This window comes from Anaerofustis butyriciformans, from assembly GCF_036289385.1.
In the GTDB taxonomy this organism is placed as follows: domain Bacteria; phylum Bacillota; class Clostridia; order Eubacteriales; family Anaerofustaceae; genus Anaerofustis; species Anaerofustis butyriciformans.
In genome coordinates this window covers 47,236-70,227 of the sequence record NZ_JAYFFH010000004.1, presented here as the reverse complement: position 1 = coordinate 70,227, position 22,992 = coordinate 47,236, and the positions used below count along the sequence as shown (strand labels likewise).

Sequence of the window (22,992 nt, the reverse complement as noted above, 5' to 3'; positions counted from 1 at the left end):
AAGTAATGTTGTATGAACCGGGGGATTTAAGAATTATCGAATGTGAAAAGCCAAAACCTGGAAAGGGCGAAGTTTTAATTAAAAACGAAGTTTCTCTTACTTGTGGTTCTGATGTAAAAAGTTATTTAAGAGGATATGCAAAACATACACCTCCTTATAATATTGGACATGAAGCAAGCGGTATTGTTGATAGTGTAGGGGAAGGGGTTACTAAGTTTAAAGTTGGAGATAGAGTTGTTGCTCATAATTCTGCACCATGTAATGAATGTTATTATTGCAAAAAAGGTATTCATTGTATGTGTGAAGATTTCCTTGCAAATCAGTTGAAAAATGGTGCTTTTAGTGAATATCAACTTATTCCTGAAAGAATTGTTAAACAAAATATGTTCCATATTCCAGATGATATGAGTTTTAAACAAGCAGCTTTATTAGAACCTTTTGCATGTAGCGTATATGGAGTTTCTCAAGTTCCTGTTGAACAAGGAGATTATGTTGCAGTTAACGGATGTGGACCTTCAGGACTTATGTTTATAAGACTTCTATATTTAAAAGGTGCGAGAGTTATAGCTTGTGATAGAAGTAAAGTTAGACTTGAAACAGCAAAAAAACTTGGTGCTTATGATGTGATTAATATAGATGAAGTTGAAGATCAAGTTAAAGCAGTAAAAGATCTTACACCTGAAGGAAGAGGTGTTGATGCAACAATTGAAGCGGCAGGAAGCGTAAAAGTTTGGGAAATGTCAATTAATATGGTTCGTCCCGGAGGTTTTGTTTTATTATACGGCGGAACAAAAGCAGGAGAAGTTTTGACTGTTGACACAAAACTTCTTCATTATTCACAAGTTACAATAAAAGGTCTTTACCATACTACTCCTTTATACGTAAATCAAGCATTTGAACTTTTGAAAATGAAAGTAATAGATGAAAAAGATTTTGTATATAATGAATATAAGCTTGAAGATGTAAAAGAAGCTTTAATGAATCATCATGAAGGAAACGTAATAAAAAATTACATAACATATTAAAAACTTGGCTTTGCCAAGTTTTTATTTTATTTTTTCTTGCTTTACTTTATTAGGGAATTTTTATATAATAAATAAAAATCTGTATGACTATATTTAAACCGTATTTGTTTTAAAGTTTATAATAAATAACATATTAATTTTTGATTTTTAGTAAAGGGAAAAGCAATGGAAAAATTTATTACATTTATTCTTATTGGTATTATTCTTTTAGTATGCGGTATATTAAATATAAGGGGAAATATTTCCACTATTCATAGTTATAACAGGAGAAAAGTTGTAAAAGCTGATATTCCTAAATATGGTAAATGTATGGGGGTTGGAAGTTTAATAATAGGGTTCTCTTTTGTCGTTTGTGCTGTTTTTGAACTTGTTTTTAAAACTGACATAATTGAGCACTTAGTTGTATTAGGGATAATAATTGGGCTAGTTATCATGCTTTACGGACAGTTTAAATACAATAAAGGTATTTTCTAGTTTATCAATAATAAAATTAATATAAAATAAAAATAAGGACATAATATGGAAAACGTAGTAAAAGCAAAAAAAATCGTAATTAAAATTGGAACATCCACTTTGACTCACAAAACTGGGAACATAAACATAAGAAGAGTGGAACATTTGGTAAAGATTATTTCTGACCTTAAAAATTCGGGAAAAGAAATTGTATTGGTTTCTTCAGGTGCTGTTGGGGTTGGAATGGGAAAACTTGGTCTTGATAAAAAGCCCAAAACAATATCAAAAAGACAGGCGCTTGCGGCAATCGGACAATGTGAATTGATGTATCTTTATGATAAGTTGTTTGGTGAATATAACCACAATGTAGCGCAGGTTCTTTTGACAAATGACGTTGTTGGTGAAAATGCTGATATTTCAAATATATATAATACTTTTGAACAGCTTCTAAAATATAATGTAATTCCAATAGTAAACGAAAATGATACTGTAAGTACAGAAGAGTTGGAATTTGGTGATAATGATACTTTATCTGCCGTTGTAAGTTCAATAATAGGAGCAGATCTTCTTGTTATTCTTACGGATATTGATGGGCTTTATACTGATAACCCAAAGAAAAATAAAAATGCAAAACGAATTGAAGTTGTTGAAGAAATAACTGATGAGATTATAGATTGCTGTGGTGGGGCTGTAAATAACCTTGGTACAGGAGGAATGATTACAAAGATAAAAGCAGGGCAAATTGCTTTTGAAAATAATTTTGATATGGTTATTCTTTCATCTAAAAATCCAGATGATTTATACAGTTTATTCGATGGTGAAAATAAAGGAACATTATTTAAGGTGAGGTGATTGTAATGTTTAATATGGCAAGCTTGGGAAAGAAAGCAAAAATTGCAAGCAGAAGTCTTATGGATTTGAATACTGATAAAAAGAACGAGGCTTTAAGAAGCATTAAAGAAGAACTTATTCTTCACATGAAAGAAATAATAAAAGCTAATACAGAAGATATTTCTGCTGCGAAAATCAACGGAATAAAGGAGTCTATGGTGGATAGACTTATGCTTAACGAAGACAGAATAAAAGCAATTGCAGGCTCTATTGATAAAGTTATAAATTTAAGCGACCCTGTGGGAATAGTTTCGGGAGGCTCAAAAAGACCTAATGGGATGGAAATCGTAATAAAGAGAGTTCCTTATGGAGTAGTTGGAATTATTTTTGAGTCTCGTCCTAATGTTACGGTTGATGCCGGATGTTTATGCTTAAAATCGGGTAATGCTTGTATTTTAAGAGGTGGCAAAGAAGCTATAAACACAAATACAAAGCTTGTGGAAATTATGAGAGGAGCAATAAGAAAAGCAGGGCTTAATCATGACATTATACAGCTTGTTACAGATACGGACAGAAAATATGTTTCACAAATGGCGAAATTAACAGATTATATAGATGTTTTAATTCCAAGAGGAAGTGCAGGACTTATAAAATCAATAAAAGACATTGCAACAGTTCCTTTTATTGAAACAGGAGCAGGAAACTGTCATATATATATAGATGAGTTTGCCGATAATGAAATGGCTGTGAACTTAACAGATAACGGGAAAACGCAACGCCCAAGTGTATGCAATGCTCTTGAAACATTACTTGTTCATGAAAAGAAAGCAGGAGAAGTTCTTCCTTTGATATATAATAGATTAAAAGAACATAATGTAGAATTCAGGGGAGATGAAAAGACAATAAAAATCCTTGGAAGCAAGGCTGTTAAAAAAGCAACTGAAGATGATTATAAAACAGAATACAATGATTATATCATTGCTGTAAAAGTTGTTGAAAGTATTGAAGAAGCAATAAATCATATAAATAAATATTCTACAAAACATTCAGAATGTATAGTTACAAATGATATTTCAAGAATGAATATGTTCACATCAAAAATAGACAGTGCTTGTGTTTATGTAAATGTGTCTACAAGATTCACTGACGGAGAAGAGTTTGGCTTTGGAAGTGAAATTGGAATAGCAACACAAAGAACTCTTCCAAGAGGTCCTATGGGACTAAATGAACTTACAACAATTAAGTATATTATTACCGGTAATGGACAAATTAGAAAATAAAAGAGCAGCTTTAAGCTGCTTTTTTTATATAATTTAGATAATTTATGCATAAATATTACAAAAAATTAATAAATATATATTTTTTTATAATAATGGTATAAAAAGTCTTTTAAAAATTAAGAAAATTTAGTATAATATTTAGAATATATGGAAAGAGGAGGGCATGATGAAAAATTTTAAAAGAGTTTTAATCGCAAACCGTGGTGAAATTGCAATTAGAATCATAAGAGCGGTACAAGAACTTGGAATGAAAGCTATTTGTATTTACTGCGAAGAAGACAAATTATCACTTTTTAGAAGTAAAGCAGATGAGGCTTATCTAATTAAAGGTACCAATTCACCAACGGACGCCTATTTAAACATAGAAGCAATAATTGAACTTGCAAAGGCTAAAAATATTGATGCAATACATCCAGGATATGGGTTTTTATCAGAAAATCCTGAATTTGCGGCAGAATGTGAAAAGGCCGGTATTAAATTTATCGGTCCAAATTCAAAAGTTATCGAACTTCTTGGAAATAAAGTTAATGCCAAAAATGCAGCGATAGAAGCCGGAGTTAGTGTTCTTGATGGTATAAAAGTAGATACGGTTGAAGAAGCAAAAGACATTAGTGCAAAAATCGGATACCCTGTTATAATAAAAGCCAGTGCCGGCGGCGGTGGAAGAGGTATGAGAGTTTGTGAAAGGGAAGAAGATTTAAAAGGTCAATTTGAATCTGCCGTAAGAGAAGCAAAAAAAGCTTTTAACAATGGAGAAGTTTTTATTGAAAAATATGTTCGTTCTCCAAGACATGTTGAAGCTCAAATCTTAGCCGATGAATACGGTCATATCGTTCATCTTTTTGAAAGGGATTGTTCTATTCAAAGAAGACATCAAAAAATTATTGAATTTTCACCTTCACAATCAATCAGTGAAGAGACAAGAAGAGCAATTTGTGAAGAATCAGTAAACCTTGCAAAACACGTTGGATATACAAATGCAGGTACAGTTGAATTCTTGGTTGATGAAAATGAAAAACATTACTTTATGGAAGTTAACCCAAGAATCCAAGTTGAACATACTGTTACAGAACTTGTAACAAACGTAGACTTGGTTCAAGCTCAAATTTTAATTGCCGAAGGATATAAACTTACAGATGAAGAAATAAACATTCAATCTCAAGATGATATAAAAATGAGTGGTGCGGCAATTGAATGTAGGGTTACAACAGAAAATGTATTAAATAACTTTATGCCTGATACAGGTAAAATCACAATATACAAAACAGGTGCAGGTCCAGGGGTAAGACTTGACGGTGGTAATGGTTTTGCCGGTTCTGAAATAACACCTTACTTTGACAGTCTTCTTGTTAAAACAACAACATATGCAAGAGACTTTGACAAAGCAAGAAAGAAAATGATAAGAACTTTAAAGGAACACGAAATCGAAGGTGTTTCAACAAACAAAGACTTCCTTATCAATGTTTTAAAACATCCTGACTTTAAAAAAGGAATATGTAATACAAACTTTATTGAAGATCATCCTGAACTTTTCAATATCGAAAAATTTGATGATCAACTTGCAAAAGTTCTTACATATTTATCTGAAACAACATTAAAACATGATAATCAAAATAAAGAAATTATACCAAAAATAGAAGTTCCTAGATTTAAAGACATGCCTGCTCTTAGAGGAACAAAACAAATTCTTGATGAACAAGGTCCTGACGGACTTGTAAAATGGATAAAAGATCAAAAACAACTTTTATTCATGGATACAACTATGCGTGATGCGCAACAATCTTTATTTGCAACAAGAATGAGAACCGTTGATTTCTTGAAAATAGCAGAAAGCGTAAGCCGCTATGAAAAAGATGTTTATGCTCTTGAAGTATGGGGTGGAGCAACATTTGATACATCTTATCGTTTCTTAAAAGAATCTCCATGGGCAAGATTGGAACTATTAAGAGAAATGATACCAAATATCTTATTCCAAATGCTTCTTAGAGGTTCAAACGCCGTAGGATATAAAAACTACCCTGATAATGTAATTAAAGAATTTATCAAACAAAGTGCAAAAAGCGGTGTTGATGTATTTAGAGTGTTTGATGCTCTTAACTGGTTAGATCAAATTAAACCTTCTGTTGAAGAAGTATTAAAACTTGGAAAAGTTGCAGAAGTTGCGATTTGTTATTCTGGGGATATATTAGATAAAAATAAAACTAAATATACATTGGATTACTACATTAAAAAAGCAAAAGAAGTTGAAGCAATGGGTGCGCATATTCTTGCAATTAAGGATATGTCAGGCTTATTAAAACCTGCTGCAGCAATGAAACTTGCGAAAGCATTAAAAGATGAAGTAAATATTCCAATTCATTTCCATACTCATGATACAGCAGGAAACGGTGTTTCAAGTATGTTAATGGCAAGTGCCGCAGGAGTAGATATTGTAGAAGGTGCTCTTTCTTCAATGAGTGGAACTACATCACAACCTTCTCTTGAAGCAATAGTTGCAGGTCTTGAATATACTCCAAGACAAAGTAATATTAATTTAGATGAAATTCAAATCGTAAGTGACTACTATGAAAAAGCAAGAAAATACTATACAGGATTTGAATCAGGCTTAAAAACAGGAACAACTCAAATTTATAAATATGAAGTTCCCGGAGGACAATACAGTAACCTTAAATCTCAAGTTGAAAGTTTCGGACTTGGACATAGATTTACAGATGTTCTTGAAAAATATAAACAAGCAAATGAACTTCTTGGTGATATAATCAAAGTAACTCCAACATCAAAAGTTGTAGGTGACTTTGCAATCTTTATGCTACAAAATGATTTAGATAAAGAAAATATCTATGAAAAAGGAAAAGACTTAGCATTCCCAGACAGTGTTGTAGATTTCTTTAAAGGAATGATTGGTCAACCTGAATGGGGCTTTGATGAAAAATTAAGAGAAGTTGTTCTTAAAGGTGCAGAATATATTACAAAACGTCCAGGTGAACTTCTTCCTGATGAAGACTTCGATAAGATAAGAGAAGAATTTAGAGAAGAATTCGGTATGGAATTAAATGAAAAACAAGTTCTTTCTGCAGCGCTTTATAAGAAAGTTTATAAAGATTATCTAAAATTCAAAGAAGATTATGGTGATTTAACTTATATGCCTTCAGATGCTTTCTTTACAGGGCTAGCACTAGGCGAAGAAACAGAAATATTCTTTGGAGAAGGTAAGAGCCATGTAATTAAACTTGTAAGAATCGGTAATACTCATCCTGACGGAACAAAAAGAATGGTTTATGAAGTTGACGGCTTCAGAAGAGTTTTATATGTAAATGATCCAAACTTTGTGGTTAATCAAACAACTGATAAAATAATTGAAATGGCTGATCCTAAAAATGAAAAACACATAGGTTCTCCAATTCCTGGTTCTGTAATTAAAGTAAATGTTGGAATCGGTGAAGAAGTTAAGAAAAACCAATCTGTATGTGTTGTTGAAGCAATGAAGATGGAAACTGAAGTTGTTGCTCCATGTGACGGAGTAATAAAAGACGTATTGGTTCAAGAACTTGACAATGTAAAAGCCGGTCAATTATTAATAGAATTTGAATAAAATATCAATTTAAAGAAGCGGTTAACCGCTTCTTTTTTATTTATGAAATATACGTTATATATTTATTAATATATTATTTTTTGATATAATATACTTTAAGTTTAAAATAGAATAGGAAAAGTTTATGAATTTAGTAACAAAAAATGATATTGAAACTACGAAACTTGGAGAAAATATAGGGAAACTTTTAAAGGATAATACGACTGTTTATTTGATTGGAGAAATGGCAAGCGGTAAAACTCAGCTTAGTAAAGGTATTGCTAATAGTCTTGGATTAATATCAGAATTTTCTTCTCCAACTTATACCATAATAAACGAATATAAAGATGTAAATAATGTTCTTTATCATATGGATGCTTATAGAATTGAAGATATAAGCGAACTTGATTATATAGGATTTTATGATATTTATAAAAAAAATAAAATGATAATTGAGTGGGCAGACATGATAATGGATGAACTTGATAACAGCGGTATTATTGTAAATATAGAAAAATCAACAAATGATTTTAATGAAAGAAATATAAATATAAAAGCTTTAGATGAAGAGTCTAAAGATATTATATATAAATTGGAGGAAATGTATGTGTAGAATACTTGCAATAGATACTTCAACGGTTGCGGCAAGCGTTGCCGTTTGGGAAGATGATAGAATACTTGGAGAAGAATATACTGCGTATAAACTTAAACATTCTGAAAAACTTCTTCCTATGATAAAACATCTTCTTGAAGACGTAAGACTTACTATTGATGATATTGATTATTTTGCTGTAGGCAATGGTCCTGGGTCTTTTACGGGACTTAGAATAGCGGCAGCTACAGTTAAGGCATTTTCTCAAACAAAAAATAAGCCTATTATTTCTGTTTCTTCTTTGGAAGCTTGTGCAAACAATGTAAAAGGACTAAATGAGGTTATTTTTGTTATTTTTGATGCACAAAGAAATGATACTTATTTTAATATGTTTATTGAAAAAGATTCTAAATTATCAGCTCAATATGAAGATGGAATAAAAAATATTGAAGAGGTTATTTCAAAGGCAGAAGAATTTGATAGGGTTTTATTTGCTGGAGACGGAATACTAAAATATAAAGATAAAATTAAGGAAAAACTTAAAGATAAAGCTATATTTGCCACTACTTATAATTATCTTCCAAAGGCAAGCGGGGTTGCGATAGTAGCAAAAGAACATTTAAAGGAAAATAAGAATATTTACCGTTATGACAATTTCTTGCCGAATTATATAAGACCTTCTGCAGCTGAAGAACAAAGATTAGAAAAGAATAAAAGAGTGTAAATATGAGTATTTTGGTAAGAGAAGCGGTGATTACCGATATTGAAGATATAATTGAATTTGAAAAAGGATGTTTTGCAAATCCATGGTCTGATAATTCTATTTTTTCAGAGCTAATAAACTATAAAAGTTATTATATAGTTTTTTATGATAAAGATGAGCTTATAGCTTTTGGAGGTTATCAGGATATTGTCGGGCAAGGGCATATTACGACAATGGGCATAAAGGAAAATAGAAGAGGAAAAGGGTATGGGAAGGACCTTTTGCTTATCCTTATAAAGCACGCATTAAAAAAAGGTATTAAAGAAATGACTTTGGAAGTTAGGGAGTCTAATGATCCTGCAATAAATTTATATGAAAGTGTTGGATTTAAAATTTACGGAAAAAGAAAAAATTATTATGCGGATAATCATGAAGATGCTTATATAATGTGGCGATTTGAAGAATAATTTTGGGGAGATATAATGACAAAAAAATTTAAGAATAAGATAAATATTTTTATATTAATTATATTGGTGCTTTGTATGGTGCCTTCATTTATTCTTGCTGCATCAAAAACTGATGAGGCAGAAGAAATAAAAACAAATACAACAGGAACCTTTTTTTCATTAAATAAAAAAGATACATATGATAAATCCATTTTTATGGGAGTTTATACAAATATAGTAAATGAAGGAAAGATAAACGGCAATGTAATAGCACTTACAAGCAATATGGAAAATAAGGGATACATTGATGGAAGTGTTATATCATTTTCACCTGAATTTAATTCTACAGGTACAATCAATAAAGATTTAATAGGTTTTTATAATAATTTATATCTAAATAATGCTACAATAAACGGTGATTTAATTGTATATGGAGATAAATTAATTACAAACGAAAAAACATCTATAAAAGAAGATGTAAATGTATTTGTGGATGATGTTCTTTTAAAAGGAACTGTTAACGGAGATGTTTTTATTGTCGGGGATAGCGTAACAATTAACAGTAAAATAAATGGTGATGTTAAGGTTGGATGTAATGAACTTGTAATAGGAAAAGAAGCTGAGATAGAAGGTAAACTTATATATGAAAGTGAAAATCCTATAGTTAAGACAAAAGAAAGCAAGATAAAAGGAGGAGTAGAAAAAAAAGATTTAGGTCTTAATATTCCTCAAAGCATTACGACTTCTGATAGCAGTGTGTTTGCAGATTTTCTTGGATATTATAATAATTTAAGCAAGATAACAATTTTAATCATAGGCTTAATTCTTATAAAATTATTCCCTATAAGTGCTTTAAAAGTAGAGATATTTGCAAGAAGAAATATTTTAAAATGTTTAAGCATGGGAGCTCTTACAATGCTTGTAATAACTCCTCTTATGTTTATATTGATAATGACAGTTGTCGGCATTCCTGTTGCGCTTCATTTGTTAAGTTTATATTTTAACTTAACTTATATTGCAACTATTCCAACTGCTCTTGTTATTGGCGGACTTTTTGTAAAAGGTCAAAAATTATCTAGTAAAATGCTTACTGGTGTATTTATTCTGCTTGCATTGGAATTTTTGTCTATAGGTATATTAAGTTCACTTATTATATTTGTATTTAATTTAATAGGAATAGGAAGCATTGTAATGCTTGTTTCACTATATTTGCGTTTCCAAATGAAAAGGGAAAAAACAGAATATATAACACTAATGAGTATTAATGACAGCAGAGAAGATATAATCAGAACAAAACAAAAATTTGAACAAATGAAAAGCAGAAAATTTGAAGAAGCAATGAGAAAAAGAGAAGAAACTCTAAAAGAAAATGATGATAATGAAAAACAAGAAGAAACTGAAGATATAAATAAAAAAGAGGATAAAGAAGATGAGTAGTATTTTAACTTTAGCGATTGAAACTTCCTGTGACGAAACAAGTGTTGCAGTTGTTGAAGACGGTATAAAAGTTAGGTCAAACGTAATTCATACACAAATTGATATTCATAAAGTTTACGGAGGGGTTGTTCCGGAAATTGCATCTAGAAATCATTTAATGAAGATTTCAAGTGTTGTAGATAAAGCACTATCAGATGCAGATGTAACTTTTGATGATATTGATTTTATAAGCGTTACCACAGGACCAGGGCTTGTTGGAGCTTTACTTATAGGTTTATCTTATGCAAAAGCTCTTGCTTTTAGTTTAAATAAAGACTTAGTTGGTGTAAACCATATGGCAGGGCATATAAGCGCAAGTTTTCTTATGGGAGCAAAACCTCCTTTTGTATGTTTAACGGCAAGCGGAGGACATACAAATATAACAAAGGTTAATAGCTATACTGATTTTGAACTTCTTGGTTCTACTAAAGATGATGCTGCAGGAGAAGCATTTGATAAGGTCGCAAGAAGTCTTGGACTTTCTTATCCGGGAGGAGTTCAAATAGATAAGCATGCAAAAGAAGGGGATGAACACAGCATTGATTTTCCTATTGTTATGATGGGTAAGGATAATCTTGATTTTAGTTTTAGTGGGCTAAAGAGTGCTGTGCTTAACTATTTAAATAGTAAGAAAATGAAAAACGAAGAGATTAACATAGATAATGTTTGTGCAAGTTTTAACAGATGTGTTGTAGATACAATAGTAAATAAAACAATGTTAGCACTGAAAAAAGAAAACATGAAGACTCTTTGTGTCGGTGGAGGTGTTCTTTGTAACGATATGCTAAGAAATGAACTAAAAAAACGTTGTGAAGAAGAGGGGATAAAATTATTTATTCCTGATAAAGTTTATTGTACGGACAATGCTGCAATGATTGGATGTAGTGGATATTTTAATTATATAAATAACAAAAAAGACAGTCTGATTTTAAATGCAAATCCTGACTTAAAATTGTAATATACAATTAATAAGTTAATAAAAATGTAATAAAAATTATCAACATTTTTTGTGGATTTTTAAACATCATCAATGTAAAATATAATAAAATTGTTGATAATTCATGTGTATAAAATAGACAAAATCCCTTAAAATAAGTACTTTTAAATGTGAATAATTGTGGAAAACTGTGGATAAGTCTGTTGATATGTGTATAAATTTGTAGAAAAGATAACAAATTCATTATATTTTGTAAAATTTTATCAAAAAATGAATATTATGGAGTAATTTGAAAATGGAAAGATTTCAAACGGGTGTAAAGATAAATTTAGATAATTTAATTAATAATTACAGAGTAATAAAAAATAAAGTTGGAGATAAAAAAGTAATACCTGTAATTAAAGCTGATGCATACGGACACGGTGCAGAAATATGTGCAAAAGTTCTAATGGAAGAAGGAGCTGATTTATTTGCTGTTTCCAGTGTGTATGAAGCTATGTGTCTAAGAGAATATGGTATTGACAGTGATATATTAATCCTTGGTTATGTTCCGGATAGAAAGATTAATAAAATTTTAGAAAATAATATTATTCCTGCAATATACAATATTGATTTTGCAAAGAAATTAAATGAAGAAGCTTTAAAAAACAATACAAAAGCAAGAGTACATATTAAAATTAATACAGGTATGAACAGACTTGGATTTAAAAAACATGAAATTGACAGTGCTTTTGCCGCTTTAAAGGAGCTTAAAAATCTTGAATTTGAAGGAATTTTTTCTCATTTTGCAACAAGTGACGAAGTTGATAAAACTTATAGCAAAATGCAATATGAAATATTTGAATATGCAATAAATAAAGCTAAAGAATACGGTTTTGACATAAAGATAAAACACATAGCAAATTCTGCCGCAATAACAGATTTAGATGAATATTATCTTGATGGTGTAAGAGCTGGTATTGTTCTTTATGGAATTTATCCTTCAGAGATTAAACCCGAGGTTAATCCATATAAACCTGTTATGTCTTTCCACACAAGCATAAGCAATATTTTTACAGTGGAAAAAGGAGAAACCATAGGTTATGGAAGAACTTTTACAGCTGATAAAAAAACAAGAGTTGCCGTAATGTGTGTAGGGTATGCAGACGGATATAACAGAAAGCTTTCCAATAAAGGAAAGGTTCTTGTTAATGGCAAATATGAATGTAATGTAATAGGAAATGTTTGTATGGATATGACAATGCTTGAAATTCCTATGGATGCAGACATAAACATAGGAGATAGCGTTGAAATATTCGGAGAAAATATAAGCGTTTCAGATTTAGCTAAAATATGTGAAACAATTCCTTATGAGCTTTTATGTTGTATAAACAAAAGAGTAAAAAGAGAATATATTTTAAATTCAGAGCCGAGAGAATTTTAATTTCTCGGTTCTTTTTATTTAACATAATTATCTTTAACATGAAATTAGAGAAAAATTTTAAAAGATAATTAATTTTTTTCATAAATACTATTGACAATATATATAAGTGTGCTAAAATACTATTAGCACTCAGGAAAGAGGAGTGCTAACGAGATTGATTATAACTAATATAAAATATATTTTAGGAGGCGTGAGTTAATCATGAAATTACAGCCACTTGGCGACAAAGTCGTAATAAAAGTAAAAGAAGAAGAAAATAAAACAGCAACAGGTATCATTTTACCTGATACAGCAAAAGAAAAACCTGTTATGGGTGAAGTAATCGCTGTTGGTACAGGTGAAATCGTAGATGGTAAAAAAGTTGCTTTAGATGTAAAAGAAGGCGATACTGTTATTTATTCAAAATATGCAGGCTCAGAAGTAAAATTAGAAGGCGAAGAATATCTTATTTTAAGACAAAACGATATTTTAGCTATTGTTAAATAATTTTAATAATTAGTAGATAAGGAAAGGTGATATAAAATGGCAAAAGAAATTAAATACGGAATTGAAGCAAGAGAAGGTTTAAAAGCCGGAGTTGATAAATTAGCTGATACAGTTAAAGTAACATTAGGACCAAGAGGAAGAAATGTTGTTCTTGGTAAAAGCTTTGGTTCTCCAATCATTACAAATGATGGTGTAACAATTGCAAGAGAAATTGAACTTGAAGATAACTTTGAAAACATGGGTGCACAACTTGTAAAAGAAGTTGCAACAAACACAAATGATGCAGCAGGAGATGGTACAACAACAGCAACTGTTCTTGCACAATCAATCATTAACGAGGGTCTTAAAAACGTTGCAGCAGGAGCAAACCCAATGGTACTTAAAAAAGGTATCGAAAAAGCAGTAGATAAATTCGTTGAAGAACTTAAGAAAATTTCTAAACCTGTTGAAGGTAAAAAAGCTATTGCTCAAGTAGCAGCTATTTCTTCAGCTGATGAAACAGTAGGTGAACTTATTTCAGAAGCTATGGAAAAAGTTGGTAATGACGGTGTTATTACAATCGAAGAAGGAAAGTCAATGAAAGTTGAACTTGAATTCACAGAAGGTATGCAATTTGACAGAGGTTATTTATCAGCATACATGGCAACAGATGTAGAAAAAATGGAATGTGTATATGACAAACCATACATCTTATTAACAGATAAAAAAATCACTAATATGCAAGAAATCTTACCTTTATTAACAGAATTACAACAAGCTGCAGGTAACTTACTTATCATTGCTGATGATATCGAAGGCGAAGCTCTTTCTACATTAATTGTAAATAAACTTAGAGGCGTAATTAACTGTGTAGCAGTAAAAGCTCCTGGATTTGGTGATAGAAGAAAAGCTATGCTTGACGATTTAGCAATTTTAACAGGTGGTACAGTAATAAGTGATGATTTAGGTATGGATCTTAAATCTACAACTCTTGATATGCTTGGTAGAGCAACACAAATCAGAGTTGACAAAGAAAACACAATCATCGTTGAAGGTCATGGTGATCCAGAAAAAATCGAAGACAGAAGAAATCAAATTAAAGCTCAAATTCCTGAAACAACTTCAGAATATGACAAAGAAAAATTACAAGAAAGACTTGCTAAACTTTCTGGCGGTGTAGCAGTAATTCAAGTAGGTGCTGCAACAGAAACAGAAATGAAAGAAAAGAAATACAGAATCGAAGATGCTCTTAATGCTACAAGAGCAGCTGTAGAAGAAGGTATCGTTCCTGGTGGTGGTAGCGCAATGATTTCTACAATTCCAGCATTAGACGAACTTGTAAACTCTCTAGAAGGAGATGAAAAAACAGGTGCTGCAATTATCAGAAAAGCTGTTGAAGCTCCACTTAGACAAATTGCTTACAATGCCGGTGTTGAAGGTAGCGTAGTAGTTGATAAATTATTAAATGAAGAAAAAGGTAAAGGTTTCGATGCATTTAACTTTGAATACAAAGACATGGTTGAAGCAGGTATCGTAGACCCAACTAAAGTAACAAGATCAGCGATGCAAAATGCTGCAAGTGTAAGTGCTATGTTCCTTACAACAGAAGCTAGTGTTGCTGATATTAAATCAGAAGACAACGCTCCTCAAATGACACCTCCAATGATGTAATTTAAGTGAAGCGAAATTAAAACACCCTTTATTAAGGGTGTTTTTTTATTAAAAAAAATTAATATTATAAAACATTATAAATTTATATTTTATGATAAAATTACTATATAAAATAAAATCAGAGGGTTTTTATGAGATATATAATAAGTGATATACATGGTTGTTATGATGAGTACATGGATTTAATTAATAAAATAAACTTGAAAGACAAAGATATATTATATATTTTAGGTGATGTAGTGGACAGAGGACCAAAACCAATGGATGTATTTAAAGATATAATGAATAGGAAAAATGTTGTTTATCTTCTAGGAAATCATGATTTTCTTTTTTATGAAATGATAAAAAAATTTGACAATGATTTAAAAGATAAAGATAAGAAAAATTTATCTTCTGCCGATATTGATTTATATTTTGCATGGAGCGAAAGCGGCGGGAAAATAACAATGAATGAATTTAAAAAGATGAGTAAAGAAGAAAAGATAGCATTGGCTGATTATATAGAAAATGCAAGTTTATATGAAGAAATATATCATGACAATAAACATTATATTCTTACTCATGCCGGACTTGAAAATTTTGATAAAGATAAAGAAATCGGTGAATATGAAATATTTGATTATATAGAAGGAAGAAGTGACTATTCAAAAAGATATCTTGAAGATAAAAATACTTTTTTTATAAGTGGACATACTCCGACTATGTTAATTAATGATGACAGCAAACCTCATATATATAAGCAAAATGGACATATTGCAATAGATTGCGGTTGTGTATATGGAGGAAAGTTGGCGGCATATTGCATAGAAACACAAGAAGAATTCTACAGCGATTAATATATATTCTTTTAGCTCTTTCTTTTGTTTTTTACTGAAGTTGCAATAACACAGAAATTTATATTTACACTATAAAAATAAAAAGGTATATCAATTTGATATACCTTTTTTTTATATAAAGTTTGAAAATAAATCAATTATTATTCCACAAAGTGAACCTATTAGATAGAGAAGAATAAGAATTTTAATGTTTTCTTTTCTGTCCTTGTTAACCTTAAATAAAACCAAAAGACCAACTCCTGCACTTACAAGTAATCCTGACATCATGGCTCCAAAGCCGAGTCCTCCACTTAAATATAAATTTGTTATTATTACTGAACCTGCACAGTTAGGTATAAGTCCTACAATACCGGCAATTAATGAACCTATTATAGGTTTATTTAAAATAATGTTTGAAAGATTTTCTTCTCCAATAAATTCAATAAAAATATTTAGTACAAATGTAAATATAAATATGAAAATAAAAATATTTATAGTGTGTTTAATTGCAGAAAACAAAAAACTTTCTTCTTCTTTGCAATCATCATGCATATGGTTATCACTGTGTCCCATATTAACTTTATGATCTATGTCTGATTTTCTAAGTAATATATCTATTATTAACCCAAAAAATATTCCGATTACTACTTTTGAAAAAATTATCTTAAGTATTAAAGAAATAGGAGCAGCACTTGCAATCATTATAGGAAGCATTTCATCTGATGTTGATAAAAAGATTGCAATTAAGGTACCAAGAGAAATTATTCTTCCTGCATAAAAATTTGATGCAGCGGTTGAAAACCCGCATTGTGGTATTGCTCCAAGCACAGCCCCTACAATTGGACCGAATATACCAGCTTTTTCAATTATCTTATTAAACTTATCTTCTGTTTTATGTTCAATAAATTCAAGTATTATATATGTAATAAGTAAGAACGGAAATATTTTAATGCTGTCGGTAAAAGCATGTTCCAAAGAATGTAATAGCATGTAACTCTCCTTAAATTGTATTATGTTAGTTTATGGTAACATATATTAACATAAAAAGTCTACCATAATTATATAATAAAAATTGTTTTTTTCTAATAGTAATAAAGTATTTTTAATATTATTTACAACTGTCTTGTCATATGTAAAGTTTAGTGCTATAATATGTGACAAGTCAATTAAGGAGTATAAAATGGGAGATACAGTTATTAGTAAAATCGAGAAATTAAAAAAAGAAAAAAATGCAGTTATATTGGCGCATTATTATGTGGATGATGAAATACAAAAAATAGCAGATTATGTTGGAGATTCATTTTATCTTGCAAAAGTGGCAACAAAAATAAAAGAAGATGTAATAGTATTCTGCGGAGTATCTTTTATGGGAGAGAGTGCAAAGATACTTAATCCAAATAAAAAGGTTTTAATGCCTGATGAAAGTGCAGATTGTCCAATGGCACATATGGCAAGTGTAGAAAAAATAGAACAAATGAAAAAGGAATACGATGATTTGGCAGTTGTATGTTATGTAAACTCAAGTGCAAAATTAAAATCACACTCTGATGTATGCGTAACATCTTCAAATGCATTAAAAATTGTTGAAAGCTTGCCAAATAAAAATATTTTCTTTATACCTGATGAAAATCTAGGAAGATATGTATCAGAAAAAGTAAAAGATAAAAACATTATTTTAAATGACGGATATTGTCCTATACATAAAAAAATGGATAAAGAAAGTTTATTAAAGGCAAAAGAGCTTCATGAAAATGCTGAAGTTTTGGTTCATCCTGAATGTACAGAAGATGTATTAAAACTTGCTGATTACATAGGCAGTACAGCTGGTATTATTGATTATGCCACAAATTCTTCATGTAATGAATTTATTGTAGTAACAGAAACCGGTGTTTTATATGAATTAAAAGAAAAGAATAAAGATAAAAAATTCTATACTATTTCATGTGAACAGATTTGTCCTGATATGAAAAAAATTACTCTTGATAAAATACTTAACTGTCTTGAAAATGGCAGTGGTGAAGTAGTATTAGATGAAAATTTAATGAAGGAAGCATATTTACCTTTGGAAAAAATGCTTGAACTTGGGAAATAAGGAAGAGATAATGAAAACAGATATAGTGATTGTGGGTACAGGTGCGGCAGGACTTTTTGCCGCACTTAATTTACCTAAAGAAAAAAATATAATTATAATAACTAAAGATGAAGCGAAAAACAGTGATTCATTTTTGGCTCAAGGCGGAATGTGTGTTTTAAAAAGTGAAGATGATTATGAGAATTATTTTGAAGATACAATGAAAGCCGGACATTATGAAAATGATAAAAAATCCGTTGATATAATGATAAGATCTTCTGTTGATATATTAAAAGATTTGGAAAAATATAATGTAGATTTTGCAAAAGAAGGTAATAATTATATATATACAAGAGAAGGTGCTCATTCTTCCAAAAGAATATTATTTCATGAAGACACAACGGGAAAAGAAATTACATCTAAGCTGCTTTTAGAAGCAGAAAAAAGAGAAAACATAACAATAATGGAACATGTTACAATGGTTGATGTTATTTCAAAAGATAATGTATGTTATGGTATTGTTGCAAGAAATGAAGAAAATGAAGTTTTTCTTATAAATGCAGATTATACTGTATTTGCTTGTGGAGGAATTGGAGGGCTTTATGATAACTCCACAAATTTTCCTCACATTACAGCTGATGCAATAGCCATTGCAATTAACAGGGGAATAGAACTTAAAAATATTGATTATATTCAAATTCATCCAACCACTCTTTATTCTAAGAAGAAAGGAAGAAGATTTTTGATTTCCGAATCAGTAAGAGGGGAAGGGGCAATTCTTTTAAATAAAAACATGGAAAGATTTGCAAATGAACTTTTACCAAGAGATCTTCTTTCAAAAGAAATTTTAAAACAAATGAAAAAGGATAATATGCCTTATGTATGGCTATCAATGAAACCGATAGATAAAGAGGTAATAAAAAAACATTTTCCTAATATATATAAACATTGCCTTGAAGAAGGTTATGACGTTACAAAAGAGCCTATTCCTGTTGTTCCGTCTCAGCATTATTTCATGGGAGGAATAAAGGTGGATTATAATTCAAAAACTTCTATGGAACATTTATATGCAGTAGGAGAAACAAGCTGTAACGGAGTTCATGGAAAGAACAGACTTGCAAGTAATTCCTTGCTTGAAAGTTTAGTTTTTGCTAAAAGAGCAGCAAAGGAAATAACCGAAAAGTATGAAAAATTAAATAAAATTGATATAAATATCAATTTAGATAATTACAAAGACTATACTTCATTAAAACAACAATATAAAGAAAAGGTACTTAAAGAAGTCGAAAGGAACAAGAAAGAACATGAAAGAGCAAATTAGCATGAAATTAAATATGGACAGTCTCATCATGCAGGCTTTAAGAGAAGATATAACAAGTGAAGATATAACTACAAATGCCGTAATGAAAGAATATAAAAAAGGTGAAGTTGAGCTTATATGTAAAGAAGATGGGATTATTGCCGGACTTGATGTTTTTAAAAGAACTTTTGAACTTTTAGATGAAGATACAAAAGTTGAATTTTATGTAAAAGATGGACAAGAAGTAAAGAATAAACAACTTATAGGTAAAATTACGGGAGATATAAGAGTTCTTCTTTCAGGGGAGAGGACAGCACTTAATTATCTTCAAAGAATGAGCGGTATTGCAACTTATACAAATAAAGTCGCATCAATGCTAAAAGGAACAAAAACAAAACTTTTAGATACGAGAAAAACAACTCCGAATATGAGAATATTTGAAAAATATTCCGTTAAAGTCGGAGGAGGGTATAATCATAGATACAATCTTTCAGATGGTATACTTTTAAAAGACAATCACATTGCAGCAGCTGGAGGAGTTAAAGAAGCTGTTATTATGGCAAAAGAATATGCTCCTTTTGTAAGAAAAATTGAAGTTGAGGTTGAAAATTTGGATATGTTAAAGGAAGCCTTAGATGCAGGAGCTGATATAATAATGCTTGATAATATGCAAAAAGATGATATGATAGAAGCTGTAAAGATGTGTAAGGGGAAAGCCAAAACAGAGTGTTCTGGAAATGTAACAAAAGAAAATATAAAAAATTTAACTGATATTGGGGTTGATTATATTTCAAGCGGTGCTCTTACTCATTCGGCAAAAATTCTTGATTTGTCTATGAAAAATTTAAGAGCTTTATAAAGGATAAAACAATGGATGCAAAAACCAGAAGGAAAGAAATTTTAAATATAATTAAATATAATATGGAACCTGTTTCAGGCAGTGCGTTAGCAAAAAAGCTAAATGTCAGCAGACAGGTTATAGTTCAGGATATAGCGCTCCTTAGAGCCGAAAATAACGATATTATTTCTACACACAAGGGTTATATCATAAACGGAGGAAACACTTTTAAAAGAGTTTTTAAGGTCTATCACAGCGATGATGAAATAATAGATGAACTTAATACTATTGTAGACCTTGGAGCAAGAGTTTTAGATGTGTTTGTAAATCATAAAGTTTACGGAAAGTTAACAGCAAAGCTTGATGTTTCTTCCAGAAGAGATGTAATGAACTTTATTGATGGAATAAACAAAGGTAAATCTGCGCCTCTTAAAAATACTACTTCAAATTATCATTATCATACAGTGGAAAGTGACAGCGAAGAAGTATTGGATCTTGTTGAAAATGCATTAAAAGAAAAGAACTATCTAATAGAAAAAACAGCTGAATAATCAGCTGTTTTTTTATAATATATTTTAGAACATGCCTTTCATAAATCCTGACATTATGCAAGCACCTTTTGCACCCATATTAATAACTGTATCTATATTTTCCTTATTAATTCCGCCTATTGCATATACCGGAATATCGACACATTCTGTTACTTCTTTTAAAAAGTCAAGACCTCTTCCTTTAAGACCTTTTTTACAGTCCGTTTCAAAAATATGTCCTGCTGTTATATATGTTGCTCCAAGCTTTTTTGCTTCTATTGCTTCTTTAGTGCTGTGTGTTGAAATTCCAATAATATCAAAATATTTAAGCTTTTCTTTTTCCTCTTTTGCTTTCCAAAGAGGAAGATGTATTTTCTTTTGATTTAAGGATATTGCTGTATCAATGAAATTATGAAGTATTATGTCTGTGCTGTATTTATCACATATTTTTATTACTTCCATAGCAAGTATTTTATATTCGTCTTCTTTTAAGTCTTTTTCCCTTAAAACTATAGCTTTAGGATTTTTTTTACATATTTGTTCTATTCTTTGTAAAAAATCTATATTGCATAAATGTCTGTTTGTGATACATATTAAATTATGATAAGTATACATAATCATTCATTACGGGTTGAAGACCTCTATTTTTAATTGCGTCTAAAACTTCATCAAGAGTTCTAGAATCGCTGATTTCAAATTGGTCGTCTCCTTCTTCTTCTACTTCATCAGTATGACTTCCAACTCCCGTACTTACTCCTGCTGATATTTTTGTTGCACACATTCCAAGAACATTATCTCTAAAACCTGCTCTTTCTCTTGTTGAGATAGTTAGCCCTGCAAAAGGCATAAATAATCTATATGCGCACATAACTTGAAGTAATTGTGGTTCGTGTACGTCTTTTGGATTTATTTTGTCGTTGTTTATTATAGGTCTAAGTCTAGGACATGAGAAAGATATTTCTGCATGAGGATATTTTCTTTGAAGATAATATGCATGAAGTCCCGTTGCAAGAGCGTCTTTTCTAAAATCATCAAGACCAAGCAGTGCGGCAAAGGCAACTCCTCTCATTCCACCCATTAAGGCTCTTTCTTGTGCATTAAATCTATAAGGGAAAATTCTTTTATGCCCCATTAAATGAAGTGTTTCATATTTATCTGAATTGTATGTTTCTTGGAATACCGTTACAAAATCTGCACCGTGTTCGTGTAAGTATTTGTATTCATCGCTATTCATAGGATAAACTTCAATACCTACGTTTTTAAAGTATTTTTTTGCTATTTCGCAGGCTTTACCTATGTATTCAACATCAGACATTTTTCTGCTTTCGCCTGTTAGTATAAGTATTTCTTCTATACCTGTTTTACTTATTGCTTCCATTTCTTTTTCAATATTTTCATATGGAAGTTTTGCTCTCTTAATTTTATTGTAGCAGTTAAATCCACAGTATATACAATAGTTTTCACAGTAATTTGATATATAAAGAGGAGTAAAAAGATATATTGAGTTCCCAAAATGTTTTCTTGTTTCTTTTGTAGCAGCTTTTGCTATATCTTCAAGAAAAGGAAGAGCTGCTGGAGATAATAGAGCCTTAAAGTCTTCTATGGATTTTTCGTCTTTGTTTAAAGCTCTTATTACGTCTTCTTTTGTATATATATCAAAATTTGTATTTTCTATTTCGTTTATTACTTTATCCATAATGTCGGAAGGTATTTGTTCCATATCTTCCATATATTCCATATGACTTACTTTTCTCATTTCTTCGATGCTTTTCATTTCTGCCTCCTTAGTCTCTTAAAAATCCTGTTAGCGGAGAAGATGAAACTGCTCCGTCTTCTATAACCCTTCCAAGACCTGCAAGATAAGCGTTTCTGCCGGCATTTATTGCATCTTTAAATGCTTTTGCCATTAGAGGAATATCTTTTGCTGTTGCTACTGCAGTATTTACCATTACGGCATCTGCTCCCATTTCCATTACTTCACAGGCTTCGCTTGGTCTTCCAAGACCTGCATCAACTATTACGGGAACATCTATTTCGTTTATAAGTACTTTTATGAATTCTTTTGTTGAAAGTCCTTTGTTTGAACCGATAGGAGAAGCAAGAGGCATTACACAGGCTGCTCCCGCATTTACCATATCCCTTGCTGCGTTTAAGTCAGGATACATATAAGGCATTACAATAAATCCTTCTTTTGCTAATTCTTCCGTTGCTTTTATTGTTTCGTAATTATCAGGTAAAAGATATTTTGATTCATGTATAACTTCTATTTTAATAAAGTCTCCACATCCAAGTTCTCTTGCTAACTTTGCTATTCTTACAGCTTCTTTTGCGTTTCTTGCTCCTGATGTGTTTGGTAGAAGGGTTACTCCTTTTGGAATAAAATCAAGTATATTTTCTCCTTTTACAGTGTTTGCTCTTCTTAAAGCAAGGGTTATTATTTGTGCGTCGGCGTATTTAATTGCCGCATCAATTAAGTTTAAGTCGTATTTTCCTGAACCTAGGATAAATCTTGAAGAAAATTCTTTTCCTCCGATTATAAGTTTGTCTTCTTTGTTTTGCATTGTT

At 30.6% G+C, this 22,992-nt stretch carries 22 protein-coding genes; 18 read left to right on the top strand and 4 right to left on the bottom strand.

All coding sequences use genetic code 11. The features are described from left to right. Positions 1-5 precede the first annotated feature (5 nt). From V2W16_RS06730 to V2W16_RS06665, 14 genes are all read left to right on the top strand, one after another. Positions 6-1,025: an alcohol dehydrogenase catalytic domain-containing protein gene (locus tag V2W16_RS06730; RefSeq protein WP_329383732.1), complete on the top strand. Its 1,020-nt coding sequence runs from the start codon at positions 6-8 to the stop codon at positions 1,023-1,025. A gap of 165 nt (positions 1,026-1,190) precedes the next feature. Next, positions 1,191-1,499, top strand: a complete 309-nt coding sequence (locus V2W16_RS06725) for a hypothetical protein (RefSeq protein ID WP_329383430.1) — start codon at positions 1,191-1,193, stop codon at positions 1,497-1,499. Between the two features lie 45 nt (positions 1,500-1,544). Then, positions 1,545-2,330, top strand: a complete 786-nt coding sequence (proB, locus tag V2W16_RS06720) for a glutamate 5-kinase (RefSeq protein ID WP_329383428.1) — start codon at positions 1,545-1,547, stop codon at positions 2,328-2,330. Between the two features lie 5 nt (positions 2,331-2,335). Beyond that, complete coding sequence (locus tag V2W16_RS06715) at positions 2,336-3,589, top strand: glutamate-5-semialdehyde dehydrogenase (RefSeq protein ID WP_329383425.1); 1,254 nt, start codon at positions 2,336-2,338, stop codon at positions 3,587-3,589. 166 nt (positions 3,590-3,755) lie between these two features. Then, the gene (locus V2W16_RS06710; protein WP_329383422.1) at positions 3,756-7,181 is read left to right on the top strand and encodes a pyruvate carboxylase; all 3,426 of its coding nucleotides are present in this window, start codon (positions 3,756-3,758) and stop codon (positions 7,179-7,181) included. Positions 7,182-7,305: 124 nt separating this feature from the next. Beyond that, positions 7,306-7,773 carry a tRNA (adenosine(37)-N6)-threonylcarbamoyltransferase complex ATPase subunit type 1 TsaE gene (gene tsaE / locus V2W16_RS06705; protein ID WP_329383417.1) on the top strand — a complete coding sequence of 156 codons (468 nt, stop codon included), beginning with the start codon at positions 7,306-7,308 and terminating at the stop codon, positions 7,771-7,773. Continuing rightward, the gene (tsaB, locus tag V2W16_RS06700; protein WP_329383414.1) at positions 7,766-8,476 is read left to right on the top strand and encodes a tRNA (adenosine(37)-N6)-threonylcarbamoyltransferase complex dimerization subunit type 1 TsaB; all 711 of its coding nucleotides are present in this window, start codon (positions 7,766-7,768) and stop codon (positions 8,474-8,476) included. Before tsaE ends, tsaB begins: the two co-directional genes overlap by 8 nt. A 2-nt stretch (positions 8,477-8,478) precedes the next feature. Then, positions 8,479-8,922 carry a ribosomal protein S18-alanine N-acetyltransferase gene (gene rimI / locus V2W16_RS06695; RefSeq protein ID WP_329383411.1) on the top strand — a complete coding sequence of 148 codons (444 nt, stop codon included), beginning with the start codon at positions 8,479-8,481 and terminating at the stop codon, positions 8,920-8,922. Between the two features lie 15 nt (positions 8,923-8,937). After that, positions 8,938-10,338, top strand: coding sequence for a bactofilin family protein (locus tag V2W16_RS06690; protein ID WP_329383408.1), 1,401 nt, complete (start codon positions 8,938-8,940; stop codon positions 10,336-10,338). After that, positions 10,331-11,335 (top strand): tRNA (adenosine(37)-N6)-threonylcarbamoyltransferase complex transferase subunit TsaD, encoded by a 1,005-nt coding sequence (gene tsaD / locus V2W16_RS06685; protein WP_329383405.1) that lies wholly within the window; start codon positions 10,331-10,333, stop codon positions 11,333-11,335. The genes V2W16_RS06690 and tsaD overlap by 8 nt, the downstream gene beginning before the upstream one ends. A gap of 274 nt (positions 11,336-11,609) precedes the next feature. Then, positions 11,610-12,737 (top strand): alanine racemase, encoded by a 1,128-nt coding sequence (alr, locus tag V2W16_RS06680; protein ID WP_329383402.1) that lies wholly within the window; start codon positions 11,610-11,612, stop codon positions 12,735-12,737. Between the two features lie 201 nt (positions 12,738-12,938). Next, positions 12,939-13,223 carry a co-chaperone GroES gene (gene groES, locus V2W16_RS06675; protein WP_138268192.1) on the top strand — a complete coding sequence of 95 codons (285 nt, stop codon included), beginning with the start codon at positions 12,939-12,941 and terminating at the stop codon, positions 13,221-13,223. A 36-nt stretch (positions 13,224-13,259) separates the two neighbouring features. Beyond that, complete coding sequence (groL, locus tag V2W16_RS06670; RefSeq protein WP_329383399.1) at positions 13,260-14,873, top strand: chaperonin GroEL; 1,614 nt, start codon at positions 13,260-13,262, stop codon at positions 14,871-14,873. A 131-nt stretch (positions 14,874-15,004) separates the two neighbouring features. Further along, positions 15,005-15,709: a metallophosphoesterase gene (locus V2W16_RS06665; RefSeq protein ID WP_329383396.1), complete on the top strand. Its 705-nt coding sequence runs from the start codon at positions 15,005-15,007 to the stop codon at positions 15,707-15,709. Positions 15,710-15,820: 111 nt separating this feature from the next. Here the strand turns inward: V2W16_RS06665 and V2W16_RS06660 are convergent, their stop codons facing one another. Further along, on the bottom strand, positions 15,821-16,678 hold the full coding sequence (locus V2W16_RS06660; protein ID WP_329383393.1) for a putative manganese transporter: 858 nt from the start codon (positions 16,676-16,678) through the stop codon (positions 15,821-15,823). A 190-nt stretch (positions 16,679-16,868) separates the two neighbouring features. Here V2W16_RS06660 and nadA point away from each other — a divergent pair, with 190 nt between their 5' ends. The 4 genes from nadA to V2W16_RS06640 are packed head-to-tail and all read left to right on the top strand — an operon-like array spanning position 16,869 to position 20,448. After that, the gene (gene nadA / locus V2W16_RS06655) at positions 16,869-17,780 is read left to right on the top strand and encodes a quinolinate synthase NadA (protein ID WP_138268188.1); all 912 of its coding nucleotides are present in this window, start codon (positions 16,869-16,871) and stop codon (positions 17,778-17,780) included. A gap of 10 nt (positions 17,781-17,790) precedes the next feature. Continuing rightward, the gene (locus V2W16_RS06650; protein ID WP_329383389.1) at positions 17,791-19,080 is read left to right on the top strand and encodes an L-aspartate oxidase; all 1,290 of its coding nucleotides are present in this window, start codon (positions 17,791-17,793) and stop codon (positions 19,078-19,080) included. Beyond that, complete coding sequence (gene nadC / locus V2W16_RS06645; RefSeq protein ID WP_425353954.1) at positions 19,064-19,918, top strand: carboxylating nicotinate-nucleotide diphosphorylase; 855 nt, start codon at positions 19,064-19,066, stop codon at positions 19,916-19,918. Before V2W16_RS06650 ends, nadC begins: the two co-directional genes overlap by 17 nt. Before the next feature lie 11 nt (positions 19,919-19,929). Next, positions 19,930-20,448, top strand: coding sequence for a transcription repressor NadR (locus tag V2W16_RS06640; RefSeq protein ID WP_329383383.1), 519 nt, complete (start codon positions 19,930-19,932; stop codon positions 20,446-20,448). A 24-nt stretch (positions 20,449-20,472) separates the two neighbouring features. On the opposite strand, the gene V2W16_RS06635 is transcribed toward V2W16_RS06640, so the two are convergent. From V2W16_RS06635 to V2W16_RS06625, 3 genes are read right to left on the bottom strand one after another with little or no spacing between them, the layout of a single operon-like run. Next, positions 20,473-21,042 (bottom strand): thiamine phosphate synthase, encoded by a 570-nt coding sequence (locus tag V2W16_RS06635; RefSeq protein ID WP_329383378.1) that lies wholly within the window; start codon positions 21,040-21,042, stop codon positions 20,473-20,475. Beyond that, positions 21,026-22,201 carry a 2-iminoacetate synthase ThiH gene (thiH, locus tag V2W16_RS06630; protein WP_329383375.1) on the bottom strand — a complete coding sequence of 392 codons (1,176 nt, stop codon included), beginning with the start codon at positions 22,199-22,201 and terminating at the stop codon, positions 21,026-21,028. The genes V2W16_RS06635 and thiH overlap by 17 nt, the downstream gene beginning before the upstream one ends. A gap of 10 nt (positions 22,202-22,211) precedes the next feature. Further along, entirely contained in the window at positions 22,212-22,988 is a 777-nt protein-coding gene (locus tag V2W16_RS06625; protein WP_329383373.1) for a thiazole synthase, read from the bottom strand. Positions 22,989-22,992 lie beyond the last annotated feature (4 nt).

What these genes read in the sequence shown, in the direction of transcription:
- thiH (WP_329383375.1), bottom strand. Translation starts at nt 22,201, where the DNA reads ATGAAAAGCATCGAAGAAATGAGAAAAGTAAGTCATATGGAATATATG.
- tsaD (WP_329383405.1), top strand. Translation starts at nt 10,331, where the DNA reads ATGAGTAGTATTTTAACTTTAGCGATTGAAACTTCCTGTGACGAAACA.
- tsaE (WP_329383417.1), top strand. Translation starts at nt 7,306, where the DNA reads ATGAATTTAGTAACAAAAAATGATATTGAAACTACGAAACTTGGAGAA.
- V2W16_RS06665 (WP_329383396.1), top strand. Translation starts at nt 15,005, where the DNA reads ATGAGATATATAATAAGTGATATACATGGTTGTTATGATGAGTACATG.
- V2W16_RS06725 (WP_329383430.1), top strand. Translation starts at nt 1,191, where the DNA reads ATGGAAAAATTTATTACATTTATTCTTATTGGTATTATTCTTTTAGTA.
- V2W16_RS06660 (WP_329383393.1), bottom strand. Translation starts at nt 16,678, where the DNA reads ATGCTATTACATTCTTTGGAACATGCTTTTACCGACAGCATTAAAATA.
- V2W16_RS06710 (WP_329383422.1), top strand. Translation starts at nt 3,756, where the DNA reads ATGAAAAATTTTAAAAGAGTTTTAATCGCAAACCGTGGTGAAATTGCA.
- V2W16_RS06625 (WP_329383373.1), bottom strand. Translation starts at nt 22,988, where the DNA reads ATGCAAAACAAAGAAGACAAACTTATAATCGGAGGAAAAGAATTTTCT.
- V2W16_RS06730 (WP_329383732.1), top strand. Translation starts at nt 6, where the DNA reads ATGTTGTATGAACCGGGGGATTTAAGAATTATCGAATGTGAAAAGCCA.
- V2W16_RS06715 (WP_329383425.1), top strand. Translation starts at nt 2,336, where the DNA reads ATGTTTAATATGGCAAGCTTGGGAAAGAAAGCAAAAATTGCAAGCAGA.
- V2W16_RS06635 (WP_329383378.1), bottom strand. Translation starts at nt 21,042, where the DNA reads ATGTATACTTATCATAATTTAATATGTATCACAAACAGACATTTATGC.
- proB (WP_329383428.1), top strand. Translation starts at nt 1,545, where the DNA reads ATGGAAAACGTAGTAAAAGCAAAAAAAATCGTAATTAAAATTGGAACA.
- alr (WP_329383402.1), top strand. Translation starts at nt 11,610, where the DNA reads ATGGAAAGATTTCAAACGGGTGTAAAGATAAATTTAGATAATTTAATT.
- groES (WP_138268192.1), top strand. Translation starts at nt 12,939, where the DNA reads ATGAAATTACAGCCACTTGGCGACAAAGTCGTAATAAAAGTAAAAGAA.
- V2W16_RS06640 (WP_329383383.1), top strand. Translation starts at nt 19,930, where the DNA reads ATGGATGCAAAAACCAGAAGGAAAGAAATTTTAAATATAATTAAATAT.
- tsaB (WP_329383414.1), top strand. Translation starts at nt 7,766, where the DNA reads ATGTGTAGAATACTTGCAATAGATACTTCAACGGTTGCGGCAAGCGTT.
- V2W16_RS06650 (WP_329383389.1), top strand. Translation starts at nt 17,791, where the DNA reads ATGAAAACAGATATAGTGATTGTGGGTACAGGTGCGGCAGGACTTTTT.
- nadA (WP_138268188.1), top strand. Translation starts at nt 16,869, where the DNA reads ATGGGAGATACAGTTATTAGTAAAATCGAGAAATTAAAAAAAGAAAAA.
- rimI (WP_329383411.1), top strand. Translation starts at nt 8,479, where the DNA reads ATGAGTATTTTGGTAAGAGAAGCGGTGATTACCGATATTGAAGATATA.
- V2W16_RS06690 (WP_329383408.1), top strand. Translation starts at nt 8,938, where the DNA reads ATGACAAAAAAATTTAAGAATAAGATAAATATTTTTATATTAATTATA.
- nadC (WP_425353954.1), top strand. Translation starts at nt 19,064, where the DNA reads ATGAAAGAGCAAATTAGCATGAAATTAAATATGGACAGTCTCATCATG.
- groL (WP_329383399.1), top strand. Translation starts at nt 13,260, where the DNA reads ATGGCAAAAGAAATTAAATACGGAATTGAAGCAAGAGAAGGTTTAAAA.